The 19,758-nt window shown below is 71.6% G+C and carries 17 protein-coding genes and 1 tRNA gene; 6 read left to right on the forward strand and 12 right to left on the reverse strand.

Annotated elements, in window-relative coordinates:
* Positions 1 to 69: 69 nt before the first annotated feature.
* The 3 genes from ACZ47G_RS34380 to ACZ47G_RS34390 are packed head-to-tail and all read right to left on the reverse strand — an operon-like array spanning position 70 to position 3,354.
* Positions 70 to 621 (reverse strand): hypothetical protein, encoded by a 552-nt coding sequence (locus ACZ47G_RS34380; RefSeq protein WP_465749551.1) that lies wholly within the window; start codon positions 619 to 621, stop codon positions 70 to 72.
* Complete coding sequence (locus ACZ47G_RS34385; RefSeq protein ID WP_465749553.1) at positions 608 to 2,263, reverse strand: VWA domain-containing protein; 1,656 nt, start codon at positions 2,261 to 2,263, stop codon at positions 608 to 610. Before ACZ47G_RS34385 ends, ACZ47G_RS34380 begins: the two co-directional genes overlap by 14 nt.
* Positions 2,260 to 3,354: a hypothetical protein gene (locus ACZ47G_RS34390; RefSeq protein ID WP_465749555.1), complete on the reverse strand. Its 1,095-nt coding sequence runs from the start codon at positions 3,352 to 3,354 to the stop codon at positions 2,260 to 2,262. Before ACZ47G_RS34390 ends, ACZ47G_RS34385 begins: the two co-directional genes overlap by 4 nt.
* A gap of 362 nt (positions 3,355 to 3,716) precedes the next feature.
* Here ACZ47G_RS34390 and pyk point away from each other — a divergent pair, with 362 nt between their 5' ends.
* Positions 3,717 to 5,147, forward strand: coding sequence for a pyruvate kinase (pyk, locus tag ACZ47G_RS34395; RefSeq protein ID WP_465749557.1), 1,431 nt, complete (start codon positions 3,717 to 3,719; stop codon positions 5,145 to 5,147).
* Positions 5,148 to 5,301: 154 nt separating this feature from the next.
* On the forward strand, positions 5,302 to 5,601 hold the full coding sequence (locus tag ACZ47G_RS34400; protein ID WP_465749559.1) for a helix-turn-helix domain-containing protein: 300 nt from the start codon (positions 5,302 to 5,304) through the stop codon (positions 5,599 to 5,601).
* A 24-nt stretch (positions 5,602 to 5,625) separates the two neighbouring features.
* Here the strand turns inward: ACZ47G_RS34400 and ACZ47G_RS34405 are convergent.
* Positions 5,626 to 5,708, reverse strand: a tRNA-Leu gene (locus ACZ47G_RS34405).
* Between the two features lie 94 nt (positions 5,709 to 5,802).
* On the opposite strand from ACZ47G_RS34405, the gene ACZ47G_RS34410 reads away from it, so the two are divergent.
* Positions 5,803 to 6,462, forward strand: a complete 660-nt coding sequence (locus ACZ47G_RS34410; protein WP_465749561.1) for an ANTAR domain-containing response regulator — start codon at positions 5,803 to 5,805, stop codon at positions 6,460 to 6,462.
* Positions 6,463 to 6,517: 55 nt separating this feature from the next.
* Here the strand turns inward: ACZ47G_RS34410 and ACZ47G_RS34415 are convergent, their stop codons facing one another.
* The 6 genes from ACZ47G_RS34415 to ACZ47G_RS34440 all read right to left on the reverse strand — a co-directional run bounded on the left by ACZ47G_RS34415 (position 6,518) and on the right by ACZ47G_RS34440 (position 13,448).
* The gene (locus ACZ47G_RS34415) at positions 6,518 to 7,234 is read right to left on the reverse strand and encodes an ABC transporter ATP-binding protein (protein ID WP_465749563.1); all 717 of its coding nucleotides are present in this window, start codon (positions 7,232 to 7,234) and stop codon (positions 6,518 to 6,520) included.
* Positions 7,231 to 8,031 (reverse strand): ABC transporter ATP-binding protein, encoded by an 801-nt coding sequence (locus tag ACZ47G_RS34420; protein ID WP_465749711.1) that lies wholly within the window; start codon positions 8,029 to 8,031, stop codon positions 7,231 to 7,233. Before ACZ47G_RS34420 ends, ACZ47G_RS34415 begins: the two co-directional genes overlap by 4 nt.
* Positions 8,032 to 8,039: 8 nt before the next feature.
* A complete protein-coding gene (locus ACZ47G_RS34425) occupies positions 8,040 to 9,971 on the reverse strand; it encodes a branched-chain amino acid ABC transporter permease (protein ID WP_465749713.1) in 1,932 nt (643 codons plus the stop codon).
* Positions 9,972 to 9,976: 5 nt separating this feature from the next.
* Positions 9,977 to 10,906 (reverse strand): branched-chain amino acid ABC transporter permease, encoded by a 930-nt coding sequence (locus ACZ47G_RS34430; protein ID WP_465749565.1) that lies wholly within the window; start codon positions 10,904 to 10,906, stop codon positions 9,977 to 9,979.
* A gap of 170 nt (positions 10,907 to 11,076) precedes the next feature.
* The gene (locus tag ACZ47G_RS34435) at positions 11,077 to 12,321 is read right to left on the reverse strand and encodes a branched-chain amino acid ABC transporter substrate-binding protein (RefSeq protein WP_465749566.1); all 1,245 of its coding nucleotides are present in this window, start codon (positions 12,319 to 12,321) and stop codon (positions 11,077 to 11,079) included.
* Between the two features lie 626 nt (positions 12,322 to 12,947).
* Positions 12,948 to 13,448: a PaaI family thioesterase gene (locus ACZ47G_RS34440; protein WP_465749568.1), complete on the reverse strand. Its 501-nt coding sequence runs from the start codon at positions 13,446 to 13,448 to the stop codon at positions 12,948 to 12,950.
* Between the two features lie 245 nt (positions 13,449 to 13,693).
* Between ACZ47G_RS34440 and polA the strand changes: the two genes are divergently transcribed.
* Together polA and ACZ47G_RS34450 are read left to right on the forward strand one after the other, a co-directional pair.
* A complete protein-coding gene (gene polA, locus ACZ47G_RS34445) occupies positions 13,694 to 16,378 on the forward strand; it encodes a DNA polymerase I (protein ID WP_465749715.1) in 2,685 nt (894 codons plus the stop codon).
* A 431-nt stretch (positions 16,379 to 16,809) separates the two neighbouring features.
* On the forward strand, positions 16,810 to 17,190 hold the full coding sequence (locus ACZ47G_RS34450) for a hypothetical protein (protein ID WP_465749570.1): 381 nt from the start codon (positions 16,810 to 16,812) through the stop codon (positions 17,188 to 17,190).
* Positions 17,191 to 17,265: 75 nt separating this feature from the next.
* Here ACZ47G_RS34450 and ACZ47G_RS34455 read toward each other — a convergent pair whose 3' ends face one another.
* Positions 17,266 to 18,102, reverse strand: coding sequence for an NAD(P)H-binding protein (locus ACZ47G_RS34455; protein WP_465749572.1), 837 nt, complete (start codon positions 18,100 to 18,102; stop codon positions 17,266 to 17,268).
* Positions 18,103 to 18,185: 83 nt separating this feature from the next.
* On the opposite strand from ACZ47G_RS34455, the gene ACZ47G_RS34460 reads away from it, so the two are divergent.
* Positions 18,186 to 19,202 (forward strand): helix-turn-helix domain-containing protein, encoded by a 1,017-nt coding sequence (locus ACZ47G_RS34460; protein ID WP_465749574.1) that lies wholly within the window; start codon positions 18,186 to 18,188, stop codon positions 19,200 to 19,202.
* On the opposite strand, the gene ACZ47G_RS34465 is transcribed toward ACZ47G_RS34460, so the two are convergent.
* Positions 19,156 to 19,752 carry a GNAT family N-acetyltransferase gene (locus tag ACZ47G_RS34465; RefSeq protein WP_465749576.1) on the reverse strand — a complete coding sequence of 199 codons (597 nt, stop codon included), beginning with the start codon at positions 19,750 to 19,752 and terminating at the stop codon, positions 19,156 to 19,158. The genes ACZ47G_RS34460 and ACZ47G_RS34465 overlap by 47 nt on opposite strands.
* Positions 19,753 to 19,758 lie beyond the last annotated feature (6 nt).

Genomic DNA, 19,758 nt, shown 5'->3' on the forward strand with positions numbered 1-19,758 from the left:
TGACCGGGGCGGGGGAGGAAGAGGGCGGTATGGGGGCGGGACGGTCGATTTCCGGCCGCCCCGCCGGGTTCACGTCGAGTCCGACGCGCAGTCGAGTCCGGCGGACAGCTGCTTCACCCGCCGGCCCAACTCGGCCGCCGGGTCCGGCGTGCCCTGGTCCGCCCAGGGCAGCCAGGTGCGCGCCCGCAGGTAGCCGTCGACCGTGACCGGCAGGCCGTGCCGGACGATCGGGTCCGCCGTCGGACCGGGCCCGGCTTCGCGTAGCGCCGCCAGCAGGGCGTCCACCCCGGCGGAGGCCGGCAGCGGGACGGAGTCCAGGTAGGCGGCGAGCCGGTCCAGCTCGGGGTTGGGCCGGGGCGTCGGCGGGGGCGGTGGTGTCGGCGTCGGCGTCGGCGGGGTCGTTGGCGTCGGCGGCGGGGTCGGGTTCGTCGGATCCGTCGTGCCGGGCGTCAGCAGGGCGCCGGCGCCGTACAGCCCCGCCACCACCGCCGGCCACCAGGACCCGCCCAGCCCGGCGAAGTGCAGCGCCAGCCCGACGGCGCCGCCGCCGCAACCGACCAGGTTGCGGGTCGACTCCAGGTAGCGCAGCAGCCGCCCGCCGTACCCGTCACTGGTAGCCACGGATCTCCTCGAACACGCCGTCCAGCGAGCCGCCGCCGTCGAACAGCTTGCCGCCGCTGGCGTCCGCGATGCCCTGCAGCTGGCTCACCGCCGCCTCGCCGAACTTGATCGGGAACACCGGGACGGACTTCTCCGCCGCCGGCAGCCCGTCGTGGAAGCGCTTGAAGTCGGCGTCGCCGGCGCCCTCGTTGCTCTCCCCGTCGGTCATCAGCACGATCGAGGTGAAGCGGTCGTCACCGGCCGCCTTCTGCTGGTCCTCGATCACCCGGTACGCCTGCTCCAGCGAGTCGTACAGCGCCGTGCCGCCCTCGGCCCGCAGGGACTGGACGTCGGTGTTGATCGACGCCAGCTCGGTCTCCGGCCCCGGCCGGCTGCCCGAGGCCGGGACGACATGGGTCTTCGTCCACTTCACCTTCGAGGCGAACGAGATCAGCGTGACCTCCTCGCGGTCCCGGAACCGGCGCAGTCCGCGGGTGTCGTCGGTGCCGGTCAGCCGGCCCAGTGCCGCCTTCAGCGAGTCCAGCCGGCTGCCGTCCATCGAGCCCGAGGTGTCCAGCACGTACACCGTCCTGGACGGGCGGCGCAGTTCGTTCTGGTACGAGGACAGCAGGCCGTCCGCCACCGCCCTGGTGCCGGGGAACGGCAGCTCGCGGCGGCGGTCGGTGGGCAGGCCCGCGGCCGGGGCCACGCCGGCCGTCACCGGGCGGCGCAGCGTCAGCTCGGAGATGCGCTTCTGCACGTCCTCCTTCAGCAGGTAGGCGGCCAGCCGCTGGAAGGAGTCGCGTTCGCTCGGCTGCGCCGAGGACAGTAGCGACAGCGGGTAGTCCGCCGACACCACGCCGTCCAGCGGGCGCACCACCGTCAGCCGCTGGTCCGGCGGAAGGGTCTTGTTCAGGGACAGCAGCACCGACTCGTAGTTCACCAGGGCGCCGACCTTGCCCGGCTCGGCCCGGGTGTAGGCCTGCGCCAGCCAGCCGGAGGAGCCGGAGGTCAGCTTCTGGCCGGTGAAGAACTGCTTCAGCTGCGGCGTCGCCTTCTGCACGTCCGCCTCGGTCAGCGCCGCCCCCGCGCCGGAGAACGCCGAGGCCACCGCGACCAGGGTGGAGAAGCCCGAGTTGGAGCGCGACGGGTCGGACATCCCGTAGGACAGCTTCCCGGCCGCGGCCGCGTCGCCGATCTGCGCCCAGGTGACCTTCGAACCGTCGCCCCAGCCGAGGTCGTTGAGGACGGACGAGCGCACCCCGACCGCCACCGGGGAGACCATCACCGGGGTCTCCGACAGCACCTTGGACTTGCCGGCCTGGTCGAGCCGCAGGTACTGGTTGGACGGGAACCAGATCGCGTCGTACTTGCCGTCCGCCCGGCCGGTGGAGACGGTGTCCGCGCCGTCCAGGGTGCCGCTGAAGGCGAGCTGCACCGTCACCCCGGTGGCCTTCCGGGCGTCGTCCAATACCGGCTGGAGGTCCTGGAGTTCACTGCCGGCCAGGACCCGCAGCACCCCCGGGATGGGGGTGGTGGCGATCGCCCCGGTCGGGTTCGGACGCGGCGCGGGGGCCGGCGAGGAGGTGCAGGCGGAGGCCGCCGCGAGGACGGCCGCCAACCCGGCCGCGGCCCAACCGCGGCGCTTCGTGCGGATGTTCACTTCTGGGCCCCCTTGGCCGCGGCGGTCAGTTTGAGCAGGTTGTCCAGGGACGGCACGGTCGCCTGCTTCACCTTCGCCGCGTTCAGGTCCTGGGCGAAGACCGGCTGCTTGATGCCCCTGACCTGCCCGGCGAAGGCCTCGCTGCGGGCCTGCGGGCGGAAGCCGAACCGGACCTCCAGGCTGCGCAGCGCCTCGTCGTTCTGGAGCAGCCCGGCGAGCTTCCGGCCGTTGTCGGTGCGGGCGACGATGGTGTGGTCGGAGTACGCCGTGGTGTCCGGGTACATCACCACCATGTCCCCGGTCGACTGGCCCTGCACCGCCATCGCGGCGACCTGCGACTCGTAGCCGAAGATCAGCGGATTGCCGACGCCCGCCTGGAAGTCCCGGAACGGCTCGTCGCTGCTGCTCTTCTGGCCGCCCTGCAGGGCGGTCGCCGTGTGCAGCACCTGCCGGGCGGCGTCGACGCCCGGGTCGTCGGAGACCACCGAGTGGTTGTTCAGGATGTACGACAACAGGGCGACGTACAGGGCGCCCGAGGAGGAGCTCTCCGGGTCGGTGGTGGTGACGAACAGCGGACCGGCCAGCTCGCTGTGGTCCTCGGTGCCCTTCAGCTCCTGCCACTTGCGGTTCAGCCTCAGGTCGTTGACGTACTCGTCCATCTTGAACGTCCAGACGCCCGAATCGTCCGGCGTGGCCAGGCCGTTCTTCTTGAGGATGTTCGCCACGTCCCCGTGGGTGACGATCACCAGTGGCGAGTAGAACGGCACCAGCGGGGAGTCCTGCTGCCCCCAGTTGCGCTGGATCTCACGGGCCGGCGCGGTGCTCGCCGGGAACGCGAAGTCCAGGCCCGAGCTGCTCTTGGCCTGCTCGCTCATCGTCCAGGAGCCGGTGGAGTCGGCGTGCACCTCCAGGCCCTGCTTCGCCAACTCCTCCTTCACCTCGGGGCTTTCGAAGAACGCCCGCTTCTCCGAGCCGATCAGCCCGGTGACCGTGACCGTCTTCCGGCCCGGCTCGTCGTCCGGGACCAGCGCGTACGTCACCCCGCCCAACAGGGCCAGGGCCGCGAGCACTCCCAGGGCGCGTCGTCTCATCGCGAGCGCCTCCCCCCTCGTCGCTGCGTCACCCCCGGGTGCGACACCCGGGGGTGACGAGCGTCCCGCCGGGGAGGGAGCGCGGTCGGAAGGTGCGGTGAACCGGGGGTGAACACCGCTTCACGGAATCGCATCGGCCGGGCGTCCCCGGTGCTCCGGACGGCCCTCGCGGGGCCCCGGCACGGGCCTCGGTACGGGCTCCGGCACGGGCTCTCGCACGGGCTCCCGCACCGGCTCCGGAGCGGTCCTCGCACACCGGTCCGAGCCTGTGTCAGATTGTTCAACTCACCGTGGCACAACGGTCATCCCGCGGACCGGACCCACGTCGAGGTTACGCGCCGGTAATGCCTACCCTCAGCAGTATGCGCCGAGCAAAAATCGTCTGCACCCTCGGGCCTGCCACCGACTCGTACGACCAGATCAAGACGCTGGTCGACGCCGGGATGGACGTCGCCCGATTCAACCTCAGCCACGGCACCCACGCCGAACACGAGGAACGCTACCGTCGCGTCCGCAAGGCCGCCGACGAAACCGGCCGGAGCGTCGGCGTCCTCGCCGACCTTCAAGGCCCGAAGATCCGGCTCGACACCTTCGCCCACGGACCCGTACTTCTCGAACGCGGCGACGAGTTCACCATCTCCACCGACAACGGCGTCGTGGGGGACAAGGACATCTGCGGCACCACCTACGCCGGCCTCGCCGGCGACGTCAGCCGCGGCGAACGCATCCTCGTCGACGACGGCCGCGTCACCCTGGAGGTCGTCGCCGTCGACGGACCGCGGGTGCGATGTCTCGTCATCGAAGGCGGACTCGTCTCCGACCACAAGGGCCTCAACCTCCCCGGCGTCGCCGTCTCCGTCCCCGCGCTCAGCGACAAGGACGTCGCCGACCTGCGGTGGGCGCTGCGCACCGGGGCCGACCTGATCGCACTCTCCTTCGTCCGCAGCGGGCGCGACATCGAGGACGTGCACCGGGTGATGGCCGAGGAGGGGCGGTACGTCCCGGTCATCGCCAAGATCGAGAAGCCGCAGGCCGTCGAGAACCTGGACTCCATCGTGGACGCCTTCGACGGCATCATGGTGGCCCGCGGGGACCTGGGCGTGGAGATGCCCCTCGAACAGGTCCCGCTCGTCCAGAAGCGCGCCATCAAACTGGCCCGGCGCAACGCCAAGCCGGTCATCGTCGCGACCCAGATGCTCGACTCGATGATCAACGCCTCCCGGCCCACCCGCGCCGAGGCCTCCGACGTCGCCAACGCGGTGCTCGACGGGACGGACGCGGTGATGCTCTCCGGGGAGACCTCGGTGGGCAAGTTCCCGATCGAGACGGTCAAGACCATGGGCCGGATCATCGAAGCCGCCGAGAACGACATCCTGGCCGCCGGACTGCCCCCGCTGACCACCGGCAGCAAGCCGCGGACCCAGGGCGGCGCCGTCGCCCGCGCGGCCGCCGAGATCGGCGACTTCCTGCACGCCAAGTACCTGATCGCCTTCACCCAGTCCGGCGACACCGCCCGGCGGCTCACCCGCTACCGCTCACCCATCCCGGTGCTCGCCTTCACCTACGAACCGGCCGTGCGCAGCCAACTCGCCCTCACCTGGGGCGTGGAGACCTTCCTCGGCCCGTTCGCCCCGACCACGGACCAGATGGTCGAACAGGTCGACGCGGCACTCCTCTCGCTGGGCCGCTGCCAGAAGGGCGACACCGTGATCATCACGGCCGGCTCGCCCCCCGGCCTGGCCGGCTCCACCAACCTGGTGCGGGTCCACCACGTGGGGACCCTGGACGTCTGAGCGGAACGGCGTCGGGCGGCATCCCTCGTGTGAGGGATGCCGCCCGGTTGCATGTGCGGGAGAGGATCAGCGGGATGAGCGACCGCGCGAGGCGGGCGCTGCGCCGCTGCGTGGTCGAGCGGCACACCGTTGACGAGGACGAGGAGTGGGCGAGATGAGCGAGCGCCCGTCCTGGCGCGCCATGCGCGAGGAGATCCTGAAGCGTCCGGGTGCTGGTGCGGCGTACGAGGCCGCGCGGATCCGGTTCGAACTCGGGGAGAAGGTCCGGCTGCGACGGGAGGCGCTCGGCATGACCCAGACCCAGCTGGCGGCGGCGACCGGCATGCAGCAGCCTGCCGTGGCACGGTTCGAGGCGGGCGGCACGATGCCCACGATCGTGGTCCTGGAGCGGTTCGCCGGGGCGCTCGGCATGCGGCTCACGGTCGAGTTGGAACCGCTGGACAAAGCGGGTTGACGAGGGCGTCGGAGGGGAGAAGGGTGCCGGGTGCGGGATTCGAACCCGCAAGCCCTTTCGGGCAGATGTGTTTGAGACATCCGTGTATGCCGTTCCACCAACCCGGCGGGGCCAGTCCCGACAGAGCATACCGGCTGTGTGTGGTCGGCCGCTGCTAGGTACCCTCGATTACTGCAGGACCCCGCCGGAACTAGGAGCCCCGTGAGCACCGCCGACGAGCAGGCACAGCCGCTTGAGACCGAATCGCCCCAGATCACCCGGATTGTGATCGCCGAGGACGAGGCGCTGATCCGCCTCGACCTGAAGGAGATGCTCGAAGAGGAGGGGTACACGGTCGTCGGCGAAGCCGGGGACGGGGCGACGGCGGTGCGGCTGGTGGAGGAGCTGAAGCCGGATCTGGCGATCTTCGACGTGAAGATGCCGGTGCTGGACGGGCTGTCCGCCGCTGAGCAGATCCACGAGCGGCACCTGGCGCCGGTGCTGATGCTGACGGCGTTCTCGCAGCGGGAGCTGGTGGACCGGGCGCGGGACGCGGGGGCGATGGCGTACATCGTGAAGCCGTTCTCGAAGTCGGACCTGGTGCCGGCGATCGAGATGGCGGTGTCGCGGTACACCGAGATGCGGGAGCTGGAGAAGGAGATCGGGGATCTCACCCAGCGGCTGGAGACCCGGAAGCTGGTGGACCGCGCCAAGAGCGTGCTGCAGACCAAGTTCGGGCTGAACGAGCCGGCGGCCTTCCGGTGGATCCAGAAGACCTCGATGGACCGCCGGATGACGATGGCGGCGGTGGCCGAGGCGGTCATCGAGGAGGGCGAGGCCCAGGACCGTAAGAAGGCCGAGGAGCCCGACAAGGCGGAGTAGCGAAGACGAGAGGGGCCCGGCAGATCGGATCTGCCGGGCCCCTCTCGCATGGGGGTCAGTCCTCGCCGAGGTAGGCCTTGCGGACGGACTCGTCGTGGAGGAGGTCGGCGCCGGTGCCGGAGAGGACGATGCGTCCGGTCTCCATGACGTAGCCCTGGTCGGACAGCGACAGGGCGGCCTGGGCGTTCTGTTCGACCAGCAGGATGGTCGTGCCGGCGGCCTTGAGTTCGAGGATGGTGGACATGATCTTCTGCATCATCAGCGGGGAGAGGCCCATCGAGGGTTCGTCCAGCATCAGCAGTTTGGGCTGGGACATCAGCGCCCGCCCCATCGCGAGCATCTGCTGCTCGCCGCCGGAGAGGGTGCCCGCCGCCTGCTTGCGGCGTTCGCCGAGGATGGGGAAGAGACTGTAGGCGCGCTCGACGTCGGCGGCGATGCCGGCGGTGTCGCTGCGCAGGAAGGCGCCGAGGAGGAGGTTCTCCTCGATGGTCATGCGGGGGAAGATGTGCCGGCCTTCGGGGGAGTGGGCGAGGCCGAGGGCGACGATCTTGTGGGCGGGGACGGTGGAGAGGTCCTGGCCCTCGAAGGTGATCCGGCCGGCGGTGGGCTTGAGCAGGCCGGAGAGGGTGCGCAGGGTGGTGGTCTTGCCGGCGCCGTTGGTGCCGATGAGGGTGGTGACCTCGCCCTGGTCGACGGTGAAGCTGATGCCCTTGACGGCCTCGATCTTGCCGTAGGCGACGCGGAGGTCCTGGACTTCGAGGAGCGCGGTCACTTGGGGTCCTCCGGTGCTGCGGGGGTTTCGAGCGGGGCGCCGAGGTAGGCGGTGATGACGCGTTCGTCGTTCTGGACGGTCTCGCGGTCGCCCTCGACGATCTTCTGGCCCTGGACGAGGACGGCGGTGCGGTCGCAGAGGTTGAAGATGAACCGCATGTCGTGCTCGATGACGAGGATGGCGATGCCCTGGTCCCGGATGGCGAAGACGAGTTCCTCGGCGGCGTGGGTCTCCTGGGGGTTCATGCCGGCGGTGGGCTCGTCGAGCAGCAGCAGGCCGGGGTCGGAGGCGAGGGCGCGGGCGATCTCCAGCTTGCGCTGTTCGCCGTAGGGGAGGTTGCGGGCGAGGTGGTCGGCCTTGTCGGCGAGGCCGGTGAAGGCGAGGAGTTCCATGGCCTTCTCGCGGCTCTCGGCTTCGGCGCGGTGGTAGCGGGGGCCGCGGAGGATGGCGGTGAAGATGCCTTCCTTGGTGCGGCTGTGCCGGCCGACGAGGACGTTCTCCAGGACGGTCATGTTGGCGAAGAGCCGGATGTTCTGGAAGGTGCGGGCGATGCCGGCCTGGGTGACCAGGTGGGGCTTGGGCGGCAGTTGGGTGCCGCGGTAGCGGACGGTGCCCTCGGTGGGGACGTACAGGCCGGTGAGGCAGTTGAAGAAGGTGGTCTTGCCGGCGCCGTTGGGGCCGATGAGGCCGATGATCTCGCCCTCGCCGACGGTGAGGGAGACGTCGTTGACGGCGGTGAGGCCGCCGAAGCGCATGGTGACGCCGGTGACGTCGAGCAGTGGCGTTGCGGTGGTCATCTGGTCGGTCACGCCCCTGCCTTGGTGAGTGCGCCCGGTTCGCCGGTGGACTGGGCCGGGATGGCGGCTTCGTGGAACTCCAGCTGCCGGCGACGGTTCGGGATGAGGCCTTCGGGGCGGACGCGCATCAGGATGATGAGGGCGGCGCCGAAGGCGAGGAGCTGGTAGTCGGAGAGGAATTCGAGCTTCTTCGGGATGAGGAAGAGCAGGGTGGCGCCGGCCAGCGGGCCGCTGATGGTGCCCATGCCGCCGAGGATGACGGCGGCGAGCAGGAAGGCGGAGTTGGGCGGCAGGGCCTCGGCGAAGGTGTACTGGTCGGGGGTGACGGTGTAGCTGACGTGCGCCTGGACGGTGCCGGCCAGGCCGGCCAGGCACGCGCCGAGGGCGAAGGCGAGCAGCTTGAGCCGGAAGCCGTTGATGCCCATGGCCTCGGCGGCGGTCTCGTCCTCGCGGATGGCGACCCAGGCGCGGCCGATGCGGGAGTTGCCGACCCGGGCGAAGATCAGCACGACCACGGCGGTGACCAGCAGCATCAGCAGGTAGTAGTTGGAGAAGCGGCCGAGTTCGATGCCGCCGATGGTGTGCGGCTTGCCGAGGTCGAAGCCGAGGATCTCCAGGTCGGGGATGCGCGGGATGCCGTTGGAGCCGTTGGTGATCTTGGGGCCGGTGGTGCCGTTGAGGTTGAGCATGGTGATGCGGAAGATCTCGCCGAAGCCGAGGGTGACGATGGCGAGGTAGTCGCCGCGCAGCCGCAGGGTGGGGGCGCCGATCAGGACGCCGAAGACCATGGAGACGGCGGCGCCGGTGAGCATCGCGGCCCAGAACGGGAACTGGACGTGGATCGGCGAGGCGGGGGAGCCGGAGACCAGGGCGGCCGCGTAGGCGCCGACGCCGAGGAAGGCGACGTACCCGAGGTCGAGCAGGCCGGCCAGGCCGACGACGATGTTCAGGCCGAGGGCGACGGTGGCGAAGATCAGGATGTTGGTGGCGACGGAGGTGTACTGGTCGCTGTTCTGGGTGAACGGGAAGCTCGCGGCGGCGGCGAAGGCGGCGCCGGTGGTGACCGGGCGGTACTTGACGGTCAGGGCGCGCAGCCGGCCCAGCAGCCCGGACTTGGCGAGGGCGCCGATGGTCGGGCCGGCCAGCAGCAGGTAGCCGACGAAGAGCTCGCCGTACTCGGTGTCGATGCCGAAGGTGATCGCGAACAGGCCGATCCCGAAGGCCAGCACGATGAGCAGGACCTCGACCCAGGACGGGAGTTCGCGCGCCGCGGGCAGCGGGCGGTCGATCTTCCCGAGGCGCAGCCAGGTGTTGGCGAGGTGGCCGAGCTGGAGCAGCAGGACGGCGCCGGCGGCGATGGCGAGGGCGCCGGCCAGGGCGGTCATCACCGGGGCGACGGGCTTGTCCTCGGGGATGGCGTGGGCGCCGAGCCAGCCGAGGGGGGCGGCCGGGACGAGCAGGAACAGTCGCTTGTCGAGGATCCGCAGCGGGACGGCGGTGCGCCGGTCGAGCGGGAGGCCGAGGGCGCCGAGGACGCCGAGCAGCCCGCCGGCGGCGAGGACCCAGCCGCCGGGTTCGAGGTTGGCCAGTCCGCCGAGTTCGACCGAGATGGCGGCGACGGAGTAGGCGGCGACGGCCAGGGCGCCGGTGGCGGCGTACAGGACGGCGTTGTCGCTGCGGCTGGGGGCGGCCCAGCGCAGGCCGGGGACGCCGCGGCCGGCGAGCAGCAGGACGAGGGTGACGACGCCGGCGACGATCGCCAGCCACTGGAGGCCGGCCGGGGAGCCGAAGTAGGTGAGGTCGCCGGGGAAGTCGCTGGTCCAGGTCCAGGACATGGCGGCGGAGCCGGCGGTGAGGAGCGCGCCGAGGCCGGTGAGGGCGGTGGCGGCGGTGGCGGGCAGGGGGATGACCGGGGTGGTCTCGGTGCTGGTGGTGGTCATGGTGGTCACGCCCTGTCCGCGACGCGCTCGCCGAGCAGGCCCTGCGGCCGGAGGAGGAGCACGAGGATGAGGAGTACGAAGGCCCAGACGTCCTTCCAGGCGCCGCCCCCGAAGAGGTGCATGCCGGGCAGGTGCTGGATGTAGCCGGTGGCGATGGTTTCGGCGAGGCCGAGGGCGAGGCCGCCGAGCATGGCGCCGTAGATGTTGCCGATGCCGCCGAGGACGGCGGCGGTGAAGGCCTTGAGGCCGAGGATGAAGCCCATCCGGAAGTCGATCTGGCCGGTGCGCAGTCCGTAGGCGATGGCGGCGACGGCGGCGAACGCGGCGCCGATGGCGAAGGCCAGGACGATGATGCGGTCGGTGTCGATGCCCATCAGCTTGGCGGTGTCCGGGTCCTGGCTGGTGGCCTGCATGGCGCGGCCGGAGCGGGTCCGGGTGACGAACCAGCCGAGGGCGAGCATGCACAGCGGGGCGGCGATGATCAGGAAGAGGTCGCTGCGCTGGATGCTGACGGAGCCGAGGCTGAAGGGGTCGCCGGGGATCTTGGGGAAGACCCGGGCCTTCTTGGCGTCGGGGTAGAAGGAGAAGACGAGCTGCTGCAGGAAGATGGACAGCCCGATCGCGGTGATCAGCGGGGCGAGCCGGGGGGCGTTGCGCAGCGGCCGGTAGGCGAAGCGCTCGGCGGCGACGGCGGTGAGGGTGGAGACCAGGATGCCGGCGATCAGCATGAGGGGTAGGGCCAGCCACAGGGTGGTGCCGCCGGGGAGGGCGAGGTAGGCGGTCAGGGCGCCGAAGCCGCCGACCATGACGATCTCGCCGTGGGCGAAGTTGATGAGCTGGACGATGCCGTAGACCATCGTGTAGCCGATCGCGACGAGTCCGTAGAGGGCGCCGAGGATCAGGCCGTTGGCCAGCTGCTGCGGTAGGTCGTGCACCGCTGGGCCTCCGTAGTGCGTTCGGGGGTGTCCGCGTGGGTGGTGGATGTGGGCGCGCGCGGGGGCACTCGTGGCGCCCCCGCGCGGGTGCTGCGGTGGGTCGGAACGGCGGCTGTGGGGTCGGCCGTTGCGGGCTTCGGGCCGTCAGTCCGTGAGCTGTCGCGGCCGGTTCAGCCGTTGAAGGTGCCGGACTTCTCCACGGCCCACTTGGCGTCCTTGACGGTGTAGACCGTGAGCTGCTTGTTGGTGGTGTCGCCGAACTCGTCGAAGGAGACCTTGCCGGTGACCCCGTCGAAGGAGACCTTCTGGACGGCGTCGCGGACGGTGGCGCGGAGGTTGCCGCCGCTCGGGAGCTTGCCGTTGTTGTCCTTCACGACGTTCTTGACGGCCTGGATGATGGCCCAGGCGCTGTCGTAGGAGTAGCCGCCGTAGGTCTCGTAGGCGTCCTTGTAGCCGGCGGTCTTGTAGTCGGCGATGAACTTCTTGGCGGTGTCCAGGGACTCGACGGGCAGGCCGACGGCGGTGGCGAAGTCGCCCTGGCTCTTGGGGTTGAGCTTGATGAAGTCGGCGCTCTGGATGCCGTCGCCGCCCATCAGCGGGATGTTGACGCCGGCGTCCTTGAGCTGGAGGGAGAGCGGGCCGGCGGCCGGGTACTCGCCGCCGTAGTAGACGGCGTCGGCGCCGGAGGCCTTGACCTTGGTGACGATGGCGGAGAAGTCGCGGTCGTCCGGGTTGACGTGCTCCTCGCCGGCCAGGGTGCCGCCGAGCTTGGTGAACTCGCCCTTGAAGGTGGAGGCGAGGCCGGCGCCGTAGGTCTTCTGGTCGTCGATCAGGAAGACCTTGGTCTTCTTGGCGTCGTTGTAGAGGAACTGGGCGGCGAAGGGGCCCTGGACGGCGTCGGTGGTGGCGGTGCGGAAGTAGGACTTGAAGGGGCGCTTCTTGTCGCCGCTGGCCCACTTCTCGCCCTGGCTGAGGGCGACGCCGGTGTTGGCGGGGGAGATCTCGGTCAGGTTGGCGTCGTCGAAGATCTGCTGCATCGACTGCGCCACGCTGGAGTTGAGCGGGCCGACGACGCCGAGCACCTTGGCGTCGCTGACCAGCTGGGTGGCGTTCTGCTGGCCGGGGGCGGGCTTGGCGGTGTCGTCCAGGGCCTTGACCTCGAACTTGACGCCGGGGACCTCGTTGTTGGCGTTGGCGTTCTTGACGGCGAGGTCGACGGAGTTGCGGATGCCGAGGCCGAGGGCGGAGAGGTCGCCGGTGAGCGGGGCGTCGACGCCGATGACGACGGTGGTGGAGGAGTTGCTGTCCTTGCCGCCGGCGTTGTCGCCGGACTTCCCGCCGCGGGAGCCGCAGGCGGTGAGGCTGAGGGCGCCGATCACGGCAATGCTCACGACAACGGCTGAACGATGACGCACGAGGGTCCCCTTCGGTTCAGGAGGCGCCCGCGCCTGAGTGGCGGGAGCCGGGGTGCGCGGAGGGCCTGGCCCAATCCGGTGGCGCGGTGACTGGCCGTGACTCTAGGCGTCGTTGGGCGGCTCGGGCAGTGCTGCGAGCAGGCTGTGATTCTCTTGTTATGAGCACACGGAGCAATTGTCTCAGCATGTGGAAGTTTCGGCTCGACCGATCCTGAACTCCCGGGCGTTTACTTGCTGGTAGAGAGATGTAAGGGCCAGAAATGCGGGTTGCAGCTGGCACGGTCGATAATCGGACACTGCCGTCCGGCGTGCTGCTTTCGACCGTGAACGTCCGCATTTCGGACGAGGAGGGCGCGGCGAAGGGGCCCCGGGGCGCTCTGGGCCGCGGAGCCGCTGCTTGCTTGGATTTCCTACCTGTTACGCAGTGTCACAGGCGCGGGGAGAGTGCCGGGCGCACCGCCGAGCAGCGGCCGGGCATGCCGACGCCCCCTTGTCCAGACCAACGCCTGCCCAGGGCGGCGGACGGTCAAACAAGGGGGCGGGAAAGGGATTTGATGTTGTCCGCACCGCAACTGTTCGCGGGCGCAGGACTGTTGGGATCCGACCAGGGAGTTCGAGGGCACGCCCTACAGGTCGCGCAGCATGCAGGTGAGCCGGCAGCTGGTGACCCGCTTGCCGGTGTCGTCGGTGATCGCGATCTCGTACGTGGCGGCCGTGCGGCCCTTGAACACCGCCGTCGCCACCCCGGTGACCAGGCCGGAGGTGGCCGAGCGGTGGTGGGTGGCGTTGAGGTCCACGCCCACCGCGTACCGGCCCGGACCGGCGTGCAGCATCGCGCCGATCGAGCCGAGCGTCTCGGCCAGCGCGGCCGACGCGCCGCCGTGCAGCAGCCCGTACGGCTGCTGGTTGCCGTCGACCGGCATGGTGCCGACCACGCGGTCACCGGAGGCCTCGACGATCCGGATGCCGAGCTTCTCGCCGAGGTGGCCGCCGGAGAAGGTCTCCGGGTCGACCCCGAGCTTGGCGAAGTGGTCCAGCACGTCCTGCGGGACCTTGAGGACGGAGGCGTTGCCGGGAGCGCTCTCGGTGGCGTTGCCGGGGGCGTTGCCGGGGGCCGCGTCGGTCATGGGGGGAGCTCCTGCCGTTCGGGGTTCGCGTGGTCGTGCTGCCGTCGTGCTGCCTGAGATCGTACGACCGTCCTACTCGCTGGTAGCGGGCCCGGCCGGACCGGCGCGGCGCCCCTTTTGTCGGTGCCGGGCCATAGGATCGGGGGCCGGTAGTGGAATCGGCAGGAACGGACGTTGACGTGGCTACGCAGAGTACGGACAAGGGCGCGACGGGTGGCGGCGGGGCCGGCCCGCGGCCCCGGCTGATGCTGCTCGACGGGCACTCGATGGCCTACCGGGCCTTCTACGCCCTGCCCGTGGAGAACTTCAACACCTCCACCGGCCAGCCCACCAACGCGGTCTACGGCTTCGCGTCGATGCTCGCCAACACCGTCCGGGACGAACAGCCCACCCACCTCGCCGTCGCCTTCGACCTCTCCCGGCAGACCTTCCGCTCCGCCGAGTTCCCCGACTACAAGGCCAATCGGGCCAAGACGCCGGACGAGTTCAAGAGCCAGATCGGCCTGATCGGCGAACTGCTCGACGCCATGAACATCCCGCGGATGACGGTCGAGGGCTTCGAGGCCGACGACATCATCGCCACCCTGGCCACCGCCGCCGAGGCGGCCGGCTACGACGTCGACATCGTCACCGGCGACCGCGACTCGCTCCAGCTCGTCACCGACCACGTCACCGTGCTCTACCCGACCAAGGGCGTCTCCGAACTCACCCGCTTCACCCCGGAGAAGGTCACCGAGAAGTACGGCGTCACCCCCCGCCAGTACCCCGACCTCGCGGCCCTGCGCGGGGACCCGTCCGACAACCTGCCCGGCATCCCCGGCGTCGGCGAGAAGACCGCCGCCAAGTGGGTCAACCAGTTCGGCTCCTTCGACGAACTCGTCGCCCGCGCCGACGAGGTGAAGGGCAAGATCGGCGAGAAGCTGCGCGACAACCTCGACTCGGTCAAGCGCAACCGGGTGCTCACCGAGCTGGTCCGCGACGTCGAACTCCCGCTGGGCGTCCCCGACCTGGCCCGGCAGCCCTTCGACCGGGCCGCCGTCGGCACCCTGATGGAGTCGCTGGAGTTCCGCAACGCCAACTTCCGCGACCGGGTGTTCGGGGTCGACCCGTCCGCCGGCGAGGAGGAGGCCGCCGAACTCGCCCCCGGCGTCGAGGTCGACGGCGAACTGCTCACCGATCCGGGCACGCTGGCCGCCTGGCTGCGCGAGCACGCCTCCGACGGCAAGGCGCCGGTCGCGCTGGCCGCCGTCTACCAGTGGGCCCTCGGTGCCGGCGAGGTCACCGAAGTCGCCCTCGCCGTAGGGGAGTCGGCCGCCTGGTTCGACCCGGCGCAGCTCGCCGAGGAGGACGAGCGGGCCTTCGCCGGCTGGCTCGCCGACCCGGCCGCCCCCAAGGCCCTGCACATCGCCAAGCAGGTCATGCGCGCCTTCGCCGAGCGCGGCTGGACCATCGCCGGCGTCGCCGCCGACACCGCGCTCGCCGCCTACCTGGAGAAGCCCGGCCGCCGCACCTTCACCCTGGAGGTGCTCGCCGAGGAGTACCTGGCCCGCTCCCTCACCCCCGCCCCGGCGTCCGAGAGCGGCCAACTCGCCTTCGACGCCCCCGAGGAGGACCCGACCGCGCACGCCCAGGCGCTGATGCTCCAGGCCCGCGCCGTCCTCGACCTCGCCGCGCTCTTCGACACCCGCCTCGCCGAGGTCGGCGCCGCCGGGCTGCTGCACGACATGGAACTGCCCATCGCCGCGCTGCTCGCCCGGATGGAGCGCTACGGCATCGCCGCCGACCGCGACTGGCTCACCCGGCTCGAAGCCCAGTTCGCCGCCGAGATCCAGCGCTGCGTCGAGGAGGCCCACGCCGCCGCCGGGCGCGAGTTCAACCTCGGCTCGCCCAAGCAGCTGCAGGAGATCCTCTTCGGCGAACTCGCCCTCCCCAAGACCAAGAAGATCAAGACCGGCTACACCACCGACGCCGACGCCCTCACCTGGCTCGCCACCCAGACCGACAACGAGCTGCCGGTCATCCTGCTGCGCCACCGCGACCAGGCCAAGCTGCGCACCACCGTCGAGGGCCTGCTCAAGACGGTCTCGCCGCAGGGCCGGATCCACACCACCTTCAACCAGATGGTCGCCGCCACCGGCCGGCTCTCCTCCCAGGACCCGAACCTGCAGAACATCCCGGTCCGGACGGAGGAGGGCCGGGCCATCCGCCGCGCCTTCGTCGTCGGCACCGGCTACGAGTCGCTGCTCACCGCCGACTACTCGCAGATCGAACTGCGGATCATGGCGCACCTGTCCGAGGACGAGGCCCTGATCGAGGCCTTCGCCTCCGGCGAGGACCTCCACACCACCGTCGCCTCCCAGGTCTTCGAGGTCCCCGGCGGCTCGGTGGACGCGGAGATGCGGCGCAAGATCAAGGCGATGTCCTACGGCCTCGCGTACGGGCTCTCGGCGTACGGGCTCTCGCAGCAGCTCAACATCAAGCCCGCCGAGGCCCAGGGCCTGATGGACACCTACTTCGAGCGCTTCGGCGGCGTGCGGGACTACCTGCACCGGGTCGTCGAGGAGGCCCGCGCCACCGGCTACACCGAGACCCTGCTCGGCCGCCGCCGCTACCTGCCGGACCTCAACAGCGACAACCGCCAGCGCCGCGAGATGGCCGAGCGGATGGCCCTCAACGCCCCGATCCAGGGCTCGGCCGCCGACATCGTCAAGATCGCCATGCTGCGGGTGGACGACGCGCTGCGCGCGGCCGGGCTCGGCTCCCGGATGCTGCTCCAGGTGCACGACGAAATCGTGCTGGAGCTGGCCCCGGGCGAGCGCGAGCCGGTCGAGGCGATCGTCCGCGAGCAGATGGCCGGCGCCTACCCGCTGCGCGCCCCGCTGGACGTCTCGGTGGGCGTCGGGGCGAACTGGGAGGCCGCCGCGCACTGACGCGGTGATCACTGACGTGGTGATCACTGACGCGGTGATCACTGATGCGGTGATCACTGACGTGGTGATCACTGACGTGGTGATCTTCGGACGGGCCCGGGCGCGAGGAGTGTCCGGGCCCGCCGCTACGATCTGGCGGTCCGTCGCGCAGGGGCGCGGTGCGGAGCGGAGCCGGGGGAGTGGCGATGGGTGGAGCGGTGGCGCCGGAAGCGGGTACGGCGGAGCGGCGGGGATTCCTGCGGGCCCGGGTGGTGGGTCCGGCGGCACTGGCGGCGGTGCTGGTGGTCGGCGGGTCGGTGTGGGCGCTGTCGGGCGGCGGTGGCGGGGGCGGAGCGGCGGGGCCGGCTGCGGTGGTGACGCCCGGTGCGGCGGTGAGCCCGACGGCTACGGCCACTGCGGCGCCGACTGCGGCTCCCTCTGAGACACCGGCTGTGACGCCGGCGCCGACCGAGACGCCGACCGTGACGCCGGAGCCGGTGCCGGCCTCCCCGGAGGCGGACGAGCCGGAGACCAGCGCTCCGGCCGCGCCCCCGAAGCCGGCCGCGAAGGGCACCGCAGCTCCTCCCACCAAGCCGCAGGGCAGCGCGGCAGCCGCGAGGCCCAAGGCGGAGTCCGGGATCGAGCCGCAGAACGAGCCGCCGGTGGCGTGTACCGACTGTGCGACCAAGCGGCAGGGGCCGGACCCGGATGCGACCTGCATCCACGACGCGGCCGGCAGGGTTCTGACCTGCAGCCCCGTCCAGACTCCCACCCCGATCCTGCGCCCGGGGCAGTCGATGGGCACCCCCACGCCGCCCTCGCGCACCCACTGACGGCGCGACCGACCGGGGCGCCGCACGGGAAGTCGGCGGAGTCGACTTCCTGTGCGGCCGGGTTGGCGGTACCGCTCAGTCCCAGTGGCCTGCGGCGGCGGCCTCGGTGACGAAGGACTCGAAGGAGCGGGCCGGCCGGCCGAGGGCCCGTTCCACGCCGTCGGAGACGTCCGCGACCCGGCCGTCGCGGATGTGCAGCAGCAGGCCGGTGAGGAAGGCGGCGACGTCGGGGGGCGTGCCGTCGGCGACCAGCCCGGCCGTGAAGGCGTCCGGGTCGACGTCGAGGTGGCGGACCGTCCGGCCGGTGGCGGCGGTGATCAGGTCGGCCGCCTCGCCGAGGCTGAGCGCCCGTGGGCCGGTCAGTCGGTACGTCCGGCCGCTGTGGCGCTCGTCGGTGAGTGCCGCGGCGGCGACCTCGGCGATGTCCTCGGCGTCGATGAAGGGCGTGCGCCCGTCGCCGGTGGGCATGGCGAGGGTGCCGGAGAGGACGCCGGAGAGCCAGAAGGACTCGGTGAAGTTCTGGGCGAACCAGCCGGGTTGCAGGACGGTCCAGTCGACGCCGCTGTCGCGCACGGCCCGTTCGGTGGCCTTGAGCGGGTGGCCGTCGTCGGCCTCGTCGACGCCGTGGGCGGAGAGCAGCACCAGCCGCCGTACGCCGGCCGCGACCGCCTCGGTGACCAGCTGCGGGATGCGGGCCCGCGGGTCCCGGCCGGGCCTCGGCTCGGGCTCCAGGAGGTAGGCGGCGGTGGCGCCGTCGAGCGCGGGCGCCCAGGTCGCGGGGTCGGCCAGGTCGAAGCGGACGTCGCCGCCGGTGCGGGAGGCCGTACGGACCGGCCGGCCCTGGGCCGTCAGGCGGCGGGCGATGCGGCGGCCGGTGGTGCCGGTGCCGCCGAGGATGAGGATGTTCGTCATGCCCTCCAGACAACTCCGGTGCGGGCAGACGATCCATGGGCGAACGTCGCCGATCCCTTTGTGATCGTCTAGCGTGGGCCGGTATGGACGTCCTGAGCGATCTGCTGCACCGGGCCCGTGCCAGGAACGCGCGGATCCGGCAGTTGATCCAGCGGCCGCCGTGGTCGATGACCTTCGCCGACGCCCCTCCGCTCACGGTCGTGGCCGCCCTCGGCGGGCAGGCGTCGGTCCGGCTCGACGACGTGCCGGGGGTCGCGCCGGTGCGATTGGCGGCCGGGGACATCGCGCTGGTCAGCGGCACCGGCCGGTACACCATCGCCGACGCCCCGGACACCCCACCGCAGGTGGTGATCCGCGGCGGCACCAAGCACTTCGTCCACGGGCCGGGACCGGTCCAGCAGAGCCTGGCCCCCCGGACCTTCGGTGACGGGCTGCCGGGCGCCACCACCCTGCTCCGCGGCGCGTACGAGCTCCGCGGCGACGTGGGCGAGCGGCTGCTCGGCATGCTCCCGCCGCTGGCCGTGGCGCCCGCCGGTCCCCGCACCCGGGCGGCGCTGGACCTGCTCGCCGCCGAGGTGGCCCAGGAGGAGCCCGGGCAGGACGCCGTGCTCAACCGGCTGCTGGACCTCGTCCTGGTGCTGGCCCTGCGCGCCTGGTGCGCCCGACCGCAGGCCGAACTCCCCTCCTGGTGCAGTGCGTTGGGCACCCCGGCGGTCGGCGACGCGCTGCGCCTGCTGCACGAGGACCCGGCGCACCGCTGGACGGTCGCCGAACTGGCCGCCCGGGTCGGTCAGTCCCGGGCCGGCTTCGCCGCACGCTTCACCGCCGCGGTCGGCGAGCCCCCGCTCACCTACCTGACCGGCTGGCGGATGGTCCTGGCGGCGGACCTGCTGCGGGACACCGAGGCGACCGTCGCCGCCGTGGCCCACGAGGTGGGGTACGCGGACGCGTTCGCGTTCAGCGTGGCGTTCAAACGGGCCCGCGGGGCCAGCCCGTCGGAGTGGCGGCGGCAGCTCGGGGCCCGAGTCTCCGGGGCGGAGTCGGCGGGCTCGCTCAGGCGGAAGCCGGAGCGGTCCGGAAGTCCGGGTAGCCCAGGATGATGAGCTGCTCGGCGGGGTTGGGGCCGAAGGGCACCACCTTGCCGGTGGGTTCGAAGCCGAGCCGCCGGTAGAAGGCGAACGCGCGCTGGTTGTCCTCGCGCACGCCGAGGGTCAACCAGCGTACGGCGGTGTGCTCCTGGGCGTGGCGGATGACCGCCCGCATCAGGTCGGCGGCCGGGCCGGCGGGCCCGCGGTGCTGCGGGGCCACGTAGACCGAGTGGACGTGGACGTGGTCCGGGACGTCCGGGAGGGGCCCGACGCCGGCGATGCCGATCCAGTCCCCGGTGGCGTCGGTGGCGTCGGTCGCGTCGGTCGCGTCGGTGGAGTCGGTGGAGTCGGTGGAGTCGATCGCGACGGTGGCGACGAAGGTGGCGGACTCCTCGGCGGAGGCCTCGACGGCGGCCTGCCGGCGCCAGGCGTCGTCGGGGAGGGCGGCGGTGTCGGCGTAGGAGGAGCTGAAGGCGGTGGGGGCGTCGCGCAGCGCCGCCAGCCTGATCGCCCGGAGCCGCCGGTGCTCGCTGCTGTTGATCCGGCGGATGACGTAGGGCATGGGCTC

The organism is Kitasatospora sp. NPDC030952 (assembly GCF_055571335.1).

Bases quoted from the DNA above. Each gene is read 5' to 3' on its own strand.
- pyk (WP_465749557.1), top strand. From the start codon at position 3,717: ATGCGCCGAGCAAAAATCGTCTGCACCCTCGGGCCTGCCACCGACTCG.
- ACZ47G_RS34460 (WP_465749574.1), top strand. From the start codon at position 18,186: ATGGACGTCCTGAGCGATCTGCTGCACCGGGCCCGTGCCAGGAACGCG.
- polA (WP_465749715.1), top strand. From the start codon at position 13,694: ATGCTGCTCGACGGGCACTCGATGGCCTACCGGGCCTTCTACGCCCTG.
- ACZ47G_RS34400 (WP_465749559.1), top strand. From the start codon at position 5,302: ATGAGCGAGCGCCCGTCCTGGCGCGCCATGCGCGAGGAGATCCTGAAG.
- ACZ47G_RS34390 (WP_465749555.1), bottom strand. From the start codon at position 3,354: ATGAGACGACGCGCCCTGGGAGTGCTCGCGGCCCTGGCCCTGTTGGGC.
- ACZ47G_RS34440 (WP_465749568.1), bottom strand. From the start codon at position 13,448: ATGACCGACGCGGCCCCCGGCAACGCCCCCGGCAACGCCACCGAGAGC.
- ACZ47G_RS34420 (WP_465749711.1), bottom strand. From the start codon at position 8,031: ATGACCACCGCAACGCCACTGCTCGACGTCACCGGCGTCACCATGCGC.
- ACZ47G_RS34455 (WP_465749572.1), bottom strand. From the start codon at position 18,102: ATGACGAACATCCTCATCCTCGGCGGCACCGGCACCACCGGCCGCCGC.
- ACZ47G_RS34465 (WP_465749576.1), bottom strand. From the start codon at position 19,752: ATGCCCTACGTCATCCGCCGGATCAACAGCAGCGAGCACCGGCGGCTC.
- ACZ47G_RS34425 (WP_465749713.1), bottom strand. From the start codon at position 9,971: ATGACCACCACCAGCACCGAGACCACCCCGGTCATCCCCCTGCCCGCC.